Here is a 14546-nt window from a genome sequence, read left to right on the forward strand (position 1 = left end):
CAACATGATTGCCCTTTTGGGGGTCGCTGTAAACCGGCCTGGAGGTCCGTGGTTGGCTTGCCAACTGCAGGGCTACCGTTCGCGTCAGCGGCGCGTAGCGCTTAAGCCCGCTCCGTACCGCTGAGCGGTCGGAGTCGGGTAGTTTACGAGGCTAAGTACCCCGACTGATCGTGTCAGCGGGCTTGGGGCTCTTGGTCAGCAATTGGCAGGAGTAGCAATGCCAGCCTCGCAACTGCAAGCTAGGCGCGAGACCAGCCTGGCCAAGCTTCGCAAGGAACGCCGGAGGGCAACCACTCGAAGGAGTTTGCATGAGGTCGCTACTGGCAAGCAGCTATGGCAAAATGCCAACTTGGGAGATTGCCAATTTTTGACGTTCAACGGTTGGAGGGCACGGCTCCTAACAGCGCCGTGTAATGGTGTGTGATGAAAGTCGGAGATCGAGTGCGGGTGCGTACCAGCGTGATCGTCTATCACCACCCGGAGCATCGCAATCAACCTTTTGACCTCAAAGGGATGGAGGGAGAAGTGACGGCTGTGATCCAAGACTGGAACGGTCGCCCGATCAGCGCTAATTTTCCCTTTCAGGTGCAGTTTGGGAATAAGTTCCGCGCCCATCTCCAGGCCGACGAGCTGGAGGTGATCGAGTCGAGCCCCTCCTCCGAGACTGCAGCCTAGGTGAGACCCAGCAGGGTACGGTTGGTTTCCAGGATCGGCTGGATCAAAGCAAACTCCGCGGGGGTGAGGTACTTGGCTATCACCTCTTGCAAGAAGCGGTAGGTGGCCTCACAACTGCGCTGGGTGCGGAAGGCCCGCATCAAGGTCTGAAACCAGTAGAGAAATCGCTCCTTGTAGCGCTGCTCATCGTCTAGGAGCATGGCCAAAGCTGAGAGACGCAAAACCCGCACCGTGTCAGCCTTCCATTTGTTGCTGAAGTCTTCTACTCCCCGCATGAGCAAGTAGGGATCCAAGGCCCGCAGCTTTGCCTCCACCTCGCGGATGATCTCGGCCTCCGCCTCCTGGATTTTGCGATAGGCGCCCAGGCGCAGCTCAAAGGAGGCCAGGTAGGTCTCCATGAACTGCATCTCTTCATCTCTGAGGTAGCGTCCGTCGGCAGCCAGGCTCAGTTGGCGCAGTTGAGTCAACATGGGGATTCCCTAGAAAACCAAGGAAAGAGGGGAAATGCCGCCCTTTCGCCCCCGATCCTAGCCGCAAGCCCGTTGACAAAAGTGCGCGATCCTACGGATCTTCGGCTATTCTCCCTAGCCTCTTAGCCGGGTTAATATTAATTAATAGTCTATCGTTGCAGGAATCCACTCGACCCCAGATGCCATCTGTGAGTTCGATAAAAAGCACCCTTTGGGAGGAAATGCTTCCGTGAGTCAGAAAGGTAAAAACAAAAAATGGAGAAGTGCCGGGTTGTATGCGTTGCTGGCCATTGTCTTGATCTCGCTGGCCACAACCTTCTTCGGCACCCGCCCGGCTGAGCGTCTGGAGATTAGCTACTCCGACCTAATGAGCCGCGTGGAACGGGGCGAGGTCAGCAAAGTCTTGGTCGAGATTGCCCCCGATGGCCGCCAAATCGCCATTGCCGAGGCGGAAATCAACAACCGCGCCACCCAAGTGCAGGTCAACCTGCCTCCCCTCACCCCCGATTTTGAGAACACCTTGCTTTCCCAAGGGGTGGAGCTGGCGGTGCGCCCGGTTCAGGAGGAGGGTCTGCTTGGGCGCATCCTCAGCACCTTCCTCTTGCCCGTCCTGCTGCTGCTTGGCCTGTTTTTCCTGCTGCGCCGAGCCCAGAACGGCCCTGGCAGCCAAGCGCTCAACTTCGGCAAGTCGAGGGCGCGGGTGCAGATGGAGCCAAAAACTCAGGTTACCTTCAACGATGTGGCCGGCGTTGACCAGGCCAAGCTGGAGCTGGCGGAGGTAGTGGACTTTTTGAAAAACCCTGAGCGGTACAACGCTCTAGGCGCTAGGATCCCGCGCGGGGTGTTGCTGGTTGGCCCCCCAGGTACGGGTAAAACCCTGTTGGCCCGTGCTGTGGCCGGAGAGGCGGGTGTGCCCTTCTTCTCCATTTCCGGTTCCGAGTTTGTGGAGATGTTTGTTGGGGTAGGGGCCTCGCGGGTGCGGGATCTGTTCGAGCAGGCCAAGCAAAATGCCCCTTGTATTGTCTTCATCGACGAAATCGATGCCGTGGGTCGGCAGCGGGGAGCCGGCTTGGGAGGTGGCAACGACGAGCGGGAGCAAACCCTGAACCAGTTGCTGACCGAGATGGACGGCTTTGAGGGCAACTCCGGCATCATCGTTATCGCCGCCACCAACCGCCCCGATGTGTTGGACGCGGCGCTGCTGCGGCCCGGTCGCTTTGACCGCCAAGTAACGGTGGATCGCCCTGACTTCCAGGGCCGCCTGGAGATCCTCAAAGTGCATGCCCGCGGCAAAACCCTGGCCGCCGATGTGGATCTGGAGAAATTGGCCCGCCGCACCCCTGGGTTTACCGGCGCAGACCTGGCCAACCTGCTCAACGAAGCGGCCATCCTGGCGGCCCGCCGCAACCTCACGGAGATCTCGATGGACGAGATCAACGACGCCGTGGATCGGGTGCTGGCTGGCCCAGAGAAGAAAGATCGCCTCATGAGCGAGCGGCGCAAGGAGCTGGTGGCCTACCACGAGGCAGGACACGCCCTGGTGGGATCCCTCTTGCCCAACTACGATCCCATTCAAAAGGTCACCATCATTCCCCGTGGCCAGGCAGGCGGCCTCACCTGGTTTATGCCTAGCGATGACGACATGGGCCTGACCACCCGTGCCCACTTGAAAAACATGATGACTGTTGCCCTGGGGGGCCGGGTGGCGGAGGAGGTCGTCTATGGCGAGGCGGAGGTGACCACGGGGGCAGCCAGCGACCTACAGCAGGTGGCCCGCATTGCCCGCAACATGGTCACCCGCTTTGGCATGAGTGACCGCCTAGGCAACGTGGCCCTGGGCCGCCAATATGGCAACATCTTCCTAGGCCGTGAGATTGCTGCCGAGCGGGATTTCTCTGAGGAGACGGCGGCCCTCATCGACGAAGAGGTGCGGCGGCTGGTGAATGAGGCCTACCAGCGGGCCACCTACCTGATCCGGGAAAACCGCGCCCTCTTGGATCGCATCGCCCGCCGCTTGGTGGAGGCCGAAACCATCGATGGAGAAGAGCTGCAGGCAATCATCGATAGCTCAGAGGTGGTGATGCTGCCGCCTGAGGAGGAGCCGGAGCCGCTGACCTTCCCGGTAACCCTCAACGCCAGCGCCTAGACCTGGGATCCCTGCCTTTCCCCTTGAGGAGGGCAGGGATCTCACTTTTTGCGTGATGATAGCCATCTCCCCTCTCCCTCTGGGAGAGGGGCTGGGGGTGAGGGCCATTCCTCTGGGAGAGGGGCTGGGGGATCCTAGCTGACCACAGCCGAACCTGAGAAAGTCCGGCTCACCTCTGCTTCCAGGGGCTGAGGCTCGTAGATTTTCAACACGTACTCAGCCACCATGCGGTCGGTGTTGAAAACCGGGTTGAGGGTGCGGATTGCTTCTTTCATGCGGGCAATCCAGCGGCGCGGGATCCCTTTTTCATCCCGGTCGTAGAACATGGGGATAATCTCGTATTCCAATACATCGTAGAGGGAGTTGGCGTCCAGATCGTCTTGGGTGGCTGGGTCCAGGCCTTCGATTTCTTGGCCGATGGCCCAGCCATTGCGGCCGTTGTAGCCTTCGGGCCACCAGCCATCCAAAACAGATAGGTTAAGCCCCCCGTTGAAGCCCACTTTTTGCCCGGAGGTGCCGGAGGCCTCCAGAGGACGCCGCGGGGTGTTGAGCCACAGATCCACTCCTTGGATCAAATTGCGGCTGACGTAGGCATCGTAATTCTCAATAAAGGCAACCCGGTGAGCCACCTCAGGTCGATTCGACCATTCCACCACCCGTTGGATCAGGCGCTTGCCTTCTTCGTCCCGCGGGTGCGCCTTGCCGGCAAAGATAATTTGCACGGGGTACTCTTTGTTGGTGAAGATGCGAGTGACGCGCTGCAAATTTCGCAGGATTAGATCTCCCCGCTTGTAGGTGCTAAAGCGCCGGGCAAACCCAATCGTCAAGATCTTGGGATCCAACAACTGGTTGACAGCCTGAATGCGCTCGTTGCTTTCGCCGCGGTTGCGCCGCGCCCGCAACACCCGATGACGGGTAAAAGACACCAACCGCTCGCGCAGGGCTTCCTTGCGCCGCCACAGCTCCTCATCGGGAATTTCTTCCACCTTGGCCCACAGCTCCGGATCCGATACCCGCTCCGGCCAGTCGGGACCCAGGTATTGGTCGTAGAGGTTCCAGAAGAGGGGGGCAACCCAGGTGCGGGCGTGAACCCCGTTGGTAATGGAGCCGATGGGCACCTCATCCACCGAGCGCTCGGGGTAGAGCACATGCCACATCTGGCGAGAGACGCGCCCATGTAACTTGCTCACCCCATTGGCTGCCCGCGCATAGCGCAAGGCCAGCACCGTCATGTTGAAGGGCTCCCAGGGATCCCCGCCGCGCCGCGCTCCCAGAGCCAAAAACTGCTCCCGCGTCAAGCCCAGTTGTGGCCAGAAAGAGGCAAAGAAGGCATCCATCTCGTTGGGGCTGAAAGCATCGTGGCCAGCCGGCACCGGCGTGTGAGTGGTGAACACACATTTCTCCCGCACCTTGGCCTCTGCTGCCTCAAAGGGCGTGCCCCGCGCCACCTCCTCTCGCAGCAGCTCCAGGGTCAAGAAGGCGGCATGCCCCTCGTTCATGTGATAGACCATGGGATCCAGGCCCAACTGGCGCAGCAGGCGCACCCCCCCGATGCCGAGGATACACTCCTGGGCAATGCGCGTATCGGTGCTGCCGCCGTAGAGATGGGCAGTAATCCAGCGGTCGATGGGATCATTCTCCGGCAGGTTGGTATCCAGCAGGAAGAGGGGCACCCGGCCCACATCCACCCGCCAGGCGTGTGCCTTCACCGGCCGCTGCCGCATTACCACTTCCACCAACAGAGGGCTGCCGTCCGGCTGCCGCACCAGCGTCAGGGGCAGCGATTCGAACTGAGAATCTTCGTAGAGCTCCCCTTGCCAGCCGCTGTTGTCCAGGCGCTGCTGGAAGTAGCCTTGGCGGTAGAGCAGTCCCACACCCACCAGCGGCACCCCCAGATCGGAGGCGGACTTGAGGTGATCGGCGGCCAACATGCCCAGGCCTCCGGAGTAGGTGGGCAAAGACTCGTGTAGGCCATACTCAGCGCAGAAGTAGGCAATGGGGCGCTGCCAGTCGTAGGTTTTCATGGTGCGTCTGGCCCAGGTATCCTCGGCCGCCATGTACTTGCGATAGGCCTGCACCATGCGATTGAGCGTGTTGAGGTAGTTGACGTCAGTAGCCAAGGCCGCCAAGCGTAAGTAAGAAACCTCCTCTAGCATGCGCACCGGGTTATGGGAGGTTTTTTCCCACAGGGTGGGATCCATTTCCCGAAAAATGGTGAGATGATCGGGGTTCCAAGTCCACCAATAGTTGCGGGCAATCTCGCACAAAGGGGTAAGCGCCTGCGGCAGCGCCGGGCAACGTTCAGGAAAAGCGGGGGCTAAGGTGGCAAGGGACATAGGGCAGATACCTGAGGTTAAAGCTATGGGCTCGAAAAAGAAGAGGTAGAGGTCGATCCCCGTAAACGTATCTCAATTAATAATTATTGAGTCGATCCTGAGGATCCGCAAAAGAGAATTCAAGATTTCTACAAAATCTTTGGGAGACGCAACTCAGCTTTTGCGGGGCTTTCCTCGATCTTGCCACAGTGGCGTGGAGCCCTCAAAGACAGCGACCACCAGCAGACCAGCTTTCGATTCCGCCGCACTCAAGAGATGGTGTGGCATCAGAGTTGACAAGATCTGCAGAACCCCACCGAACTCTCAGGAAACCTCTCCAGAGCAATCAAAATGTTGCTACCCACAAACCCTCAAAAACTACAGCTACTTTTGCTACCAATCGGTTATTTTCTGGGTCTTTTCCCGAAGTTGAGCTCTAGCGTCCCTCCACCACGGCCAGGCGGGTGTTGCGGTAGTAGTGGCTGAGGATCTGTTGGTAGGAGTAGTTTTGGCTGGCCAGGGCGGCAGCTCCCCACTGGCTCATGCCTACCCCGTGCCCGTAGCCGCGCCCTTGGATCTCGAAGAAAGCCGGGAAGGTTGCCGCAACAGGGGTCAGGCTGGCTGTGGTGGCCGTCTCCCCGCGGGGGCTGATGGCGATCATCGTGCTGCGCAACCCCAGGGCCCGCCGGAATTCGCTGCCGCTGACGTCTTTGCTGCCTTGGGATCCCAGCAGGCGCAGGGTGATGGCCCGTCCCCAAGGGGATCGGCGCAGGATCTCGACGGAGCGAATCGCCCCGATCCCGTCAGCCAACTGCTGGAGCTGTTGGGCAGAAATGGTAGCCGTCCAGCTAAACACGGGTGACTGCTGGTCGAAATCCGGCACCCCCTGCAAGTAGGGCCGCGACTCTAGCCAAACATTGCCGGCATCATCCGTGTGGCCGCCGCTGGAGGAGTGGAAAACCGCGTTGATCAACTGCCCCTGGTGGATAAGCACCTGGCCAGCCGTCTCGCGGGCTGCCGCTTGGGTGCGGTTGGATTCGGCAGCCACCCCTTTGTAAACCTGCCAATCGATGCCATTTCCCAAGTCGAAAGGCTGCTGGGAGCGACGACTGCGGTGGTAGAGGGCGTAGGTGCGGGAGGCCACCGCTTGGGCTTTGAGGGCCTCCATCGGGAAACGGTGCCCCATCTCGCTGCCCACCACGCTGGAAACGTAGTCCTCCAAGTCAACTTGGTTGATGGCGATCACCCCACTCTCGCCGGGGATCAGCTCCACCCAGCCGCGGTACCAGTTCTGGTCGATGAACACCAGCCCATCGGGGGTGGTGGGCTGTAGGTAAAGGCGTTCTCCCTGTTGGCCAGCCAAACTGACCGCCGAGCCTATCCGGCTGGCCTGCAGCGGCTGCATGGCCGGAACTTCGGCCAGTGGCCGTCCCTGGGCATCCAACAGGCGGGCCGGGGCAGAGCTGCCAAGCCTGACCTGCGGCTTGTTGATGGCAATCCCCACCCGCAGCAGCACCCGCGCCTGCACCGGGAAGGCCAAGCAGAGCCAGGCCCAGACCAGAAGGCCGATCCCCCTCAGCCAAGCCGAGGGCAGCGGAGACACAACCGGAGAGGAAAAGAGGGCTACACTCACACGTCACTCCTCTGGGTAGAGACCACCTATGAGCAGCGGATTCCATGCCCACCGATGGGGGAGGAAGGGATCCACCAGAAAATCTACAAAGCAAGGCCTGAGGAGGCAGATCTCAAAACCCACCCGAAACTCAAGCCGCTGCCTGTCCTAGGGGATCCCGGCCAGCCGCTCGCGTTAGCGGGCCGGAGGCCTTAGCCGATATGACAGTATCAAAAACCTCTCGCGGATGCACGACTTCAAGCCGACCTTTTTGTCGCCCAAGTTCCCCATTAGGTTGCCAGGGGGATCCCCCGCCGGCGGCTAAACCACTGCTGCAACAGGCGACGACACTCGGCCTCGCAAACCCCACCGATGACCTCTGGGCAATGGAAGCTGGCGGCAGAAGCGGGCACATTGAGCACGCTGCGCAGCGCGCCGGCCTTGGGATCGTCGGCACCGTAGATCACCTGGGCCAGCCGCGCTTGGCTAATCGCCCCCGCACACATGGGGCAGGGCTCCAGGGTCACGTATAGCCGACAGCCTTGCAACTGCCAGTTGCCCAGGCGCTGCCCCGCCTGCCGTAGGGCCAAAATCTCTGCGTGGGCCGTGGGATCCCGATCCCGTTCCCGCCGGTTGCCGCTCAGGGCCAACAACTCTTCCCCCGGCCCCACCACCAGAGCTGCCACCGGCACCTCCCCAGCTTCTCCTGCCCGCTCGGCTTCTCGCAGGGCCAACTGCATCCAGGCGCGGTGGCGCTGCCACGGATCCCGCCCCTGGGGCAACAAAGAGGGGAGCTTGCTCGAATTGCCGATCGTCATTGGGCGTTTGAGCACTGCCGTTGCCCGCCAGATTTGCTAAGTTGAGCCCAAAGCTCTCACCAATCTAGAGGAATGGGTGAGGGTGGGTAGAATAGACGTAAGGTTGGACTGGGCTGGCGTCAGTTGGCAGATTTGGCGCAGGTTCTTTCCATCTTCGCATTTGTTTTCTCGGCAATACGGCTTAGCTTTGGGAGGGATCATGGCGCGGCTTCTACGGCAAACACTTCTGGCAATGACTTTGTTTGGCGGCGGCGTTGCCTACGGGGTTTGGTTGTCCTCGCCAAGGGGGCAGGAATGGTTGCAGCAAACTCCTCTTGCCAGCTGGACGCGGCAGATCCACGAAGAAATGAGATCCCTTCTGCCCTCGTCGGTGTCCCGTCCCGCAGCCGAAGGTTCTGCTTCTCCTGCCGATGCCGTACATCCCTCCAACTTTATTGCCGCTGTTGCCCAAAAGGTCGGCCCAGCGGTGGTGCGCATCGACGCCACCCGCACCATAGCCAGCCCCATCGATCCCGAGCTGTTTAACCAGCCCCTGTTCCGCCGCTTCTTTGGGGGACAAATCCCGCAACTGCCGCAGGAGTTTCAGCAGGAAGGCACCGGATCCGGATTCATCATCGACGCCAACGGCCTCATCCTTACCAACGCCCACGTGGTGGAGGGTAGCGAGCGAGTGACGGTGCATCTGCTGGATGGGCGCACCTTTGAAGGGCAAGTCAAAGGCTCCGATCCGGTGACCGACATCGCCGTGATCCAGATCGAGGGCGAAAATCTGCCCACCGTTACCTTGGGCAACTCCGACCGGGTGCGGCCAGGAGATTGGGCCATCGCCATCGGCAACCCGCTGGGCCTGGACAACACCGTAACGGCGGGGATCATCAGCGCCGTCGGGCGCTCCTCTGGCCAAATTGGGGCCGCCAACAAGCGGGTGACGTTCCTGCAAACGGATGCGGCCATCAACCCCGGCAACTCGGGCGGCCCACTGCTGGATGCAGAAGGTCGGGTTATTGGAGTGAATACAGCTATTTTCCAGCGGGCCCAAGGGGTGGGCTTCGCCATTCCCATCAACCGCGCCATGGAAATTGCCGAGCGACTGATCCGCGATGGTCGGGTGGACCACGCCTTCCTGGGCATTCGCATGATTACCCTCGATCCCGATTTGGTGGCGCGCCTCAACCGCGACCCGGCCCGCCCCACCCCCCTGACGGTGCAAGAAGGGGTGTTGATCGGGCAGGTGATTCCCGGATCTCCCGCTGAGCAAATTGGCCTGCAGGAAGGGGATGTCATTGTCGAGATCGACGGCCAGGCCATTCGCGACGCCGAGCAGGTACAGCAGTTGGTGGAAGCCGCAGGGGTGGGTAAGAAGCTGACGCTGCGGGTCATCCGCGATGGGCAGGCGCGCACCTTCCAGGTGAAAACGGGGGTGCTGCCGGTGGGTTCTTGAGCAGGTAAGCTGGGATCCCGGCCCCGGCTAAAGCCATGGCAAGGCAAGCTCACCTTATTCTTAGCAAGCTCCCCTACGACGACTTAGCTTAATCGGTGGGAAGCGCTGCACTGTATTGGTGAATTGTGTTTACAGTCGTTTTAAACCAGGTGAAAACACCTTGCCGCCGATCCAAGCGCTTCGCGCCGCCGGCGCGCTTGCGACAGCGTTGCGTAGCAATAACGACGTAGAGAAACGTTTCGTTGCTATTTGAATTGAAATGACCATAATCCCTGAGCCGATAGAGCTGCCGCTGCGCTCGCCCCAACGAGCAGTTTTATGGACCGTCCATTTATTGATCCCCGTGACAGAATGGCCCTAGAGGCGGGGATTGAGGTCGCACATGGCTTGGGCAGTTGGCCAACACTTGCAGGGGGGGCGCTACCGCGTCGAGGCCGTTTTGGGGGAAGGGGGCTTCGGCATCACCTACCGAGCCTGGGATAGCGTCCGCGCTGACTATGTGGTTATCAAGGTCTTGAACGACAGCCTCCGCGAGGATCCCGACTATCCTCGCCTTCAGCAGAACTTCATGAACGAGGCGCTACAACTGGCCCGCTGCCGCCATCCCCATGTGGTGAAGGTGGAAGAGGTGATCTGGGAGCAAGATCGCTGGTGCATTGTGATGGAGTACATCCGTGGCCAGACTCTGCACCAGCTTTTGCGCCAAAAGGGATCGTTGCCTCTGCCGGAAGCCCTGCGCCTGACGCGGGAGGTGGGATCCGCCCTCATGGCTCTGCACGAACAGGGGATCCTGCACCGCGATGTGAAGCCGGCCAACATCCTAGTACGGGAGGGATCTGGGCAGGCGGTGTTGATCGACTTTGGCCTGGCGCGGACTTACACGCAGGGGCTCATCCAACGCCACACCTCCTATGGCACCGATGGCTACGCCCCCCTGGAGCAGTACGACAGCCTGCGCCGCCGCGGCGCCTTCACCGATGTCTACGCCTTGGCTGCCACCCTCTACACCCTGCTGACAGGGATGGTGCCCTTGTGCGCGCCGGTGCGGGCTACAGGCCGTCAGTTGGATCCTCCCCGCAGCCTCAACCCCAGTATTCCTGAAGAGGTGGAGGCCGCCATCCTCAAAGGGATGGCTCTCCACCCCGAGGATCGCCCGCAAACGGTAGCCGAGTGGCTGGCTCTGCTGCCGGCAGAGAAGCAGCCAGCTACCTTTGAGCCCGCCATCCGCACTCAAGAGCTGCGGGAACTGGAACGGCTTCTGGTCCAGCAGCAACCTCAAGATGAGCTGGAGCAGCTCCTGGCCCAGCACTCGGCAGAAGAGCTGGAGCGCCTGGTGGCACCCCCTACCCCTGCCACAGCAGAAAGGGAGGCAGGCTCCAGATCCCCAATTTTCCCTAAGGTCGGTCGAGAGGGATCCCTGCCTGCAACCCCCTCCTGGCCCGACTGGGTGGGAGAAGCGGCTCCTGCCCTGCAAGGGCTGTGGGATCGGCTGCAGGCCGGCCAGTGGGGGGAAGCCGATCGCTGGACGACGGCTTTGCTGCTTAAACTCAGTGGGCGCTCCCAGGTGGGCTTTTTCGATCCCAAGGATGTTGAAGCTTTCCCCTGCCCGATGCTGCGGCTAATCGACCAACTTTGGACGCAGGCCAGCCATGGACGCTTTGGCTTTACCGTCCAGAAGCAGCTCTGGCAGGAGTGTGACTCGGAGAAAAGGGGAGGGCTCAGCTTGAGATCCTTCTCGGCCTTGCCCCGCGAAGAGTGTATGGGAGAGAAAGTGGGCTGGCAGATCCAGGGCCGCTGGCTGGAGTACGGGGAGCTCAAAACCAACTTGGAAGCGCCCAAGGGCCATCTGCCGGTAGGCTTTTTCTGGGGCTACTCAGGTGGCTTACGCGCGGCGCTGCTGATGCTGGATCGGGCGGTACTGAAAAAGTTCAAAGCCTGCCTGTAAAAAACTCTTCTCTCCCTGGGATAGCAAACGGCGAAAAAAGGTGAGAGTATCCGCACCCTTCCTCAAGGAATTGGAGAGGATTGCTGGGCGCTCCCTCCTTTCTCCAAAAGGGAAGCTGCTCGAGGGTCTTCACGAACAGCCAGCCCCAGGTGAATCAGCGCTGTCTCAACGGTATTGACCTGCTCTGCTAGAGCTTTCCACCCTCTTGCTTTCACACCGTAGCGCTTGCCAAAGTAAGCCCGAGCAGCTGCAAAGGAAGCAAAAGATTTTTTGAGGGTCGCTGCTGTCCAGGGCTTGGCATTCAGCCGTAGCCAATTCCGTTGACCTTGCTGTTGTCTCTCAGCAACAAGTTGCCCTGTCAACTCAAGGAGCTCGGCATAATTGCGCCGCGAGGCGGCGATTGCCGTTTCAAGACTCTCGATGAGACCCATGGTTATCCTCCAGAGGTAACTTCTCTTGATAGTAAATATCCTGCTCGTTCTCCGGAAGCAACTTTCTAGAACCGGCAGAAGGCAGGTCAGTTTCAAAAATAGACATGATCTTGTTCAGGTAACTTTGCAGCAAGCTCCTAACCCCTGGCATGGGAAGGTGATCCACCACATTCTGAAGCTGGTCAAAGAGATGCTTAAGTCTCTTCAGATCTAAAATGGCACGACTGACAATCTCCTGGACTCGAAGCTGCTCTTCCGCAAGCTCTCTTATTCTATTGGCTAGCCTTTGATTTTCAAGCTCTTTCTCGGTGAGCAAACTTAAAGCTGCTTCCTCAGTCTCGACTATTTTAAGCTCAAGCTTGAGGTTCTGCTCTTCCAGAGACTCAATCTGCTCGATTAATAAATTTGACTCAAGCAAAGAATTAAGGCTAATACCCCTACTCAGTAGAAAGCTAACAAGTAAGTCGCTGCAATCTTGTCTTTGGAGCTGCAGTTCTCTGAGTTTAGGCTCTGCTAATTCCTTCAACACTTTATGAGCTATTCCTATCCCCAAGCAATCGCCGTCGCCATGCCCGGGAATACTAACCCTCAAATTGCCGAGAACGGCTTGCGTGTGATGTCTGGCACGACGATGGATAATTTCCCAACCCCACTCTCTTGCTTGACGCAAGATATCCCGTTTCCGCCAATTTCTTGGAGACTGAGTAATGGCTTGAATCTCTCTCTCCTGCTGTATGACGTCCTCTCTCCTTTTAAGGAGATCAAGGAGATACTCTAGCTCCCCCTCGCTGAAACCCATGCAACAACGCCCTTGAGTGAGACTCTCCTCCTCAGCTTATTCAGCTTTCACCGAGACCAGGAGAACATCTCAAAAGTTGTTAACGTTAAGAGATGCTTTGTAGCTTTTCCAGCAAGCTTTCTCAGTAACACCTGAGACAACACAGCAGCAGAGCGAGCAAGCTCTGTAAAAGAACTCCCCTCTCCCTTGGGGAGAGGGGCTGGGGGTGAGGGGGGTGGAGAGCCTTAGTAGCGATGCACCAGCCTGTTGAGGGGCTTGAAGATATCCGCCTCAAATTTCTTGCCCTTGAGCATGCGGTTCCAGTACAGCCAAGGCAAGAGGTGCACTTTGGCCAGGTACATAGAGTAGCGCTCCCGCGTTGGATCCAGGGGGAAGGAAGGGGCGAGCTTCCCATCGTAGGCAAACTCCGCCATGATCAGGGAGTTATAGCCGGTGATCAGGGGGCAGCAGGTGTAGCCGTCGTAGCGGGCCGGCAGCGGCTTCGACTGCATGGCCGCCAAGAGGTTTTCCGCTAGCACCGGCGCCTGCTTGCGGGCTGCGGCTGCCGTCTTGGAAGTCGGTAGGGAAGAGGCATCCCCCAGAGCAAACACGTTGGGGTAGCGGGGGTGTTGCAGCGTCCACTTGTCCACCTCCACCCAGCCACCCGGCCCGGCAAGGGGGCTGCGCTTGACAAAGTCCGGGGCGCTCATGGGCGGGGCCACGTGGATCATGTCGTAGTGCAGGCTTACCTCTTCCTTGCCCTTGTCGGTGGTGACTTCAAAGATGGCCTCCTGCGTCTCGGGCCGGATGGCTTTGAGGTTGTGCTTGAACTTTACCTGGATCCCGCGCCGCTCCACCACTTTCTCCAGGGCGGCGCTGTATTCTGGCACCGCGAAGAGGGTGGGAGTGGCAGTACAAAAGATAACTTTGGTGTTGACCCCAACGCCGCTTTTGCTCTTAAAGACGTCGTCGGCCATGTACATGATTTTCTGGGGCGCGCCGCCGCACTTGATGGGAGTGGCGGGGTGGGTGAAGATGGCTGTGCCCCCCTGGAAGTTACGGATGGTCTCCCAGGTGTAGGGGGCGTAGTCTTTGGAGTAATTGCTGGTCACGCCGCCCTTGCCCAATGCTTCCGGCAGACCCTCGATCAGGTGCCAGTCAATTTGGATCCCGGGGGCCATGATGAGGTAGTCGTATTCGATAACTTGGCCGGCCTCGGTGATGACGCGGTTGTGATCCGGATCCAGCTCGGCCACCCGCGCCTGGATCCACTTGGCTCCCCTGGGGATGACGGTTTTTTCATCGCGAACAAACTTGGCCAGCGGCGCAATGCCCCCGCCCACCAGCGTCCAGCCGGGCTGGTAGTAGTGCTTGTCGGAGGGCTCGATGATGGCAATGTCGAGGTTGCGCTGGCGCTCCAGCAACTGGGCGGCTGCGCTGATGCCGGCTGCCCCTCCCCCGACAACAACAATCTGATGGCGAATAACTGTAGGAGAACTCCCAGAAGCAGCCCCCTGCACCTCGGAGCGCGCGCCGTTTTGCGGCACTGCTGCTGACTGGGCTTGCAACTCCCTTGGCTTTGTAGTCGGTACTACCATAACTCCCTCAAAACGGAAACAAAAAAAGAGACCGCTGGACTCAATTGGCCATATAAACAGCCAGAGAACCAACTCACCCGTCCAGGAGCCCGGACAGGTCAGCCGAAGCCCTTTGGCTCCCCACAGGCTCTAGCTACCTAATAAGAATATGCTCATCCTTTCTATCTATCGAGAACTTTAAGCAAGACTTAGCCGGCTCCGTTGTTGACGCTTGCCTTGGTAAGGAGCCGCTCGAAGGAAACCTTGCCGGGAAGGGCCCATAGCATTGGTTAGGCTATCAGAGATAAGGAGGGCAGGCAGCCCATCCACCCCTCGCG

11 protein-coding genes are annotated in these 14546 nt (G+C 59.5%); 4 read left to right on the forward strand and 7 right to left on the reverse strand.

Annotation, left to right across the window (positions count from 1 at the left end; genetic code table 11):
* Positions 1-423: 423 nt before the first annotated feature.
* Positions 424-675: a ferredoxin-thioredoxin reductase variable chain gene (locus NW841_RS05985; protein WP_414364941.1), complete on the forward strand. Its 252-nt coding sequence runs from the start codon at positions 424-426 to the stop codon at positions 673-675.
* Here NW841_RS05985 and NW841_RS05990 read toward each other — a convergent pair.
* Positions 672-1145 (reverse strand): phycobilisome protein, encoded by a 474-nt coding sequence (locus NW841_RS05990; RefSeq protein WP_414364942.1) that lies wholly within the window; start codon positions 1143-1145, stop codon positions 672-674. The genes NW841_RS05985 and NW841_RS05990 overlap by 4 nt on opposite strands.
* Positions 1146-1374: 229 nt before the next feature.
* Here NW841_RS05990 and ftsH point away from each other — a divergent pair, with 229 nt between their 5' ends.
* A complete protein-coding gene (gene ftsH, locus NW841_RS05995; RefSeq protein WP_414364944.1) occupies positions 1375-3291 on the forward strand; it encodes an ATP-dependent zinc metalloprotease FtsH in 1917 nt (638 codons plus the stop codon).
* A gap of 134 nt (positions 3292-3425) precedes the next feature.
* Here the strand turns inward: ftsH and glgP are convergent, their stop codons facing one another.
* The 3 genes from glgP to NW841_RS06010 all read right to left on the reverse strand — a co-directional run bounded on the left by glgP (position 3426) and on the right by NW841_RS06010 (position 8036).
* Positions 3426-5627: an alpha-glucan family phosphorylase gene (gene glgP / locus NW841_RS06000; RefSeq protein WP_414385801.1), complete on the reverse strand. Its 2202-nt coding sequence runs from the start codon at positions 5625-5627 to the stop codon at positions 3426-3428.
* A gap of 415 nt (positions 5628-6042) precedes the next feature.
* Positions 6043-7239: a SpoIID/LytB domain-containing protein gene (locus NW841_RS06005; protein ID WP_414385802.1), complete on the reverse strand. Its 1197-nt coding sequence runs from the start codon at positions 7237-7239 to the stop codon at positions 6043-6045.
* Positions 7240-7508: 269 nt separating this feature from the next.
* A complete protein-coding gene (locus tag NW841_RS06010) occupies positions 7509-8036 on the reverse strand; it encodes a nucleoside deaminase (RefSeq protein WP_414385803.1) in 528 nt (175 codons plus the stop codon).
* A gap of 199 nt (positions 8037-8235) precedes the next feature.
* On the opposite strand from NW841_RS06010, the gene NW841_RS06015 reads away from it, so the two are divergent.
* Positions 8236-9477 (forward strand): HhoA/HhoB/HtrA family serine endopeptidase, encoded by a 1242-nt coding sequence (locus tag NW841_RS06015; protein WP_414385804.1) that lies wholly within the window; start codon positions 8236-8238, stop codon positions 9475-9477.
* 382 nt (positions 9478-9859) lie between these two features.
* A complete protein-coding gene (locus NW841_RS06020; protein WP_414385805.1) occupies positions 9860-11422 on the forward strand; it encodes a protein kinase domain-containing protein in 1563 nt (520 codons plus the stop codon).
* 62 nt (positions 11423-11484) lie between these two features.
* Here the strand turns inward: NW841_RS06020 and NW841_RS06025 are convergent, their stop codons facing one another.
* From NW841_RS06025 to NW841_RS06035, 3 genes are all read right to left on the reverse strand, one after another.
* Positions 11485-11853, reverse strand: a complete 369-nt coding sequence (locus tag NW841_RS06025; protein ID WP_414385806.1) for a hypothetical protein — start codon at positions 11851-11853, stop codon at positions 11485-11487.
* Entirely contained in the window at positions 11831-12652 is an 822-nt protein-coding gene (locus NW841_RS06030; RefSeq protein WP_414385807.1) for a hypothetical protein, read from the reverse strand. The genes NW841_RS06025 and NW841_RS06030 overlap by 23 nt, the downstream gene beginning before the upstream one ends.
* Positions 12653-12876: 224 nt before the next feature.
* The gene (locus NW841_RS06035) at positions 12877-14229 is read right to left on the reverse strand and encodes an FAD/NAD(P)-binding oxidoreductase (RefSeq protein WP_414385809.1); all 1353 of its coding nucleotides are present in this window, start codon (positions 14227-14229) and stop codon (positions 12877-12879) included.
* Between the last annotated feature and the right edge of the window lie 317 nt (positions 14230-14546).

It is taken from the genome of Synechococcus sp. H60.3, assembly GCF_047462295.1.
In the GTDB taxonomy this organism is placed as follows: domain Bacteria; phylum Cyanobacteriota; class Cyanobacteriia; order Thermostichales; family Thermostichaceae; genus Thermostichus.

What these genes read in the sequence shown, in the direction of transcription:
- NW841_RS06030 (WP_414385807.1), bottom strand. Translation starts at nt 12,652, where the DNA reads ATGGGTTTCAGCGAGGGGGAGCTAGAGTATCTCCTTGATCTCCTTAAA.
- NW841_RS06035 (WP_414385809.1), bottom strand. Translation starts at nt 14,229, where the DNA reads ATGGTAGTACCGACTACAAAGCCAAGGGAGTTGCAAGCCCAGTCAGCA.
- NW841_RS05985 (WP_414364941.1), top strand. Translation starts at nt 424, where the DNA reads ATGAAAGTCGGAGATCGAGTGCGGGTGCGTACCAGCGTGATCGTCTAT.
- NW841_RS05990 (WP_414364942.1), bottom strand. Translation starts at nt 1,145, where the DNA reads ATGTTGACTCAACTGCGCCAACTGAGCCTGGCTGCCGACGGACGCTAC.
- NW841_RS06020 (WP_414385805.1), top strand. Translation starts at nt 9,860, where the DNA reads ATGGCTTGGGCAGTTGGCCAACACTTGCAGGGGGGGCGCTACCGCGTC.
- NW841_RS06010 (WP_414385803.1), bottom strand. Translation starts at nt 8,036, where the DNA reads ATGACGATCGGCAATTCGAGCAAGCTCCCCTCTTTGTTGCCCCAGGGG.
- glgP (WP_414385801.1), bottom strand. Translation starts at nt 5,627, where the DNA reads ATGTCCCTTGCCACCTTAGCCCCCGCTTTTCCTGAACGTTGCCCGGCG.
- NW841_RS06015 (WP_414385804.1), top strand. Translation starts at nt 8,236, where the DNA reads ATGGCGCGGCTTCTACGGCAAACACTTCTGGCAATGACTTTGTTTGGC.
- NW841_RS06025 (WP_414385806.1), bottom strand. Translation starts at nt 11,853, where the DNA reads ATGGGTCTCATCGAGAGTCTTGAAACGGCAATCGCCGCCTCGCGGCGC.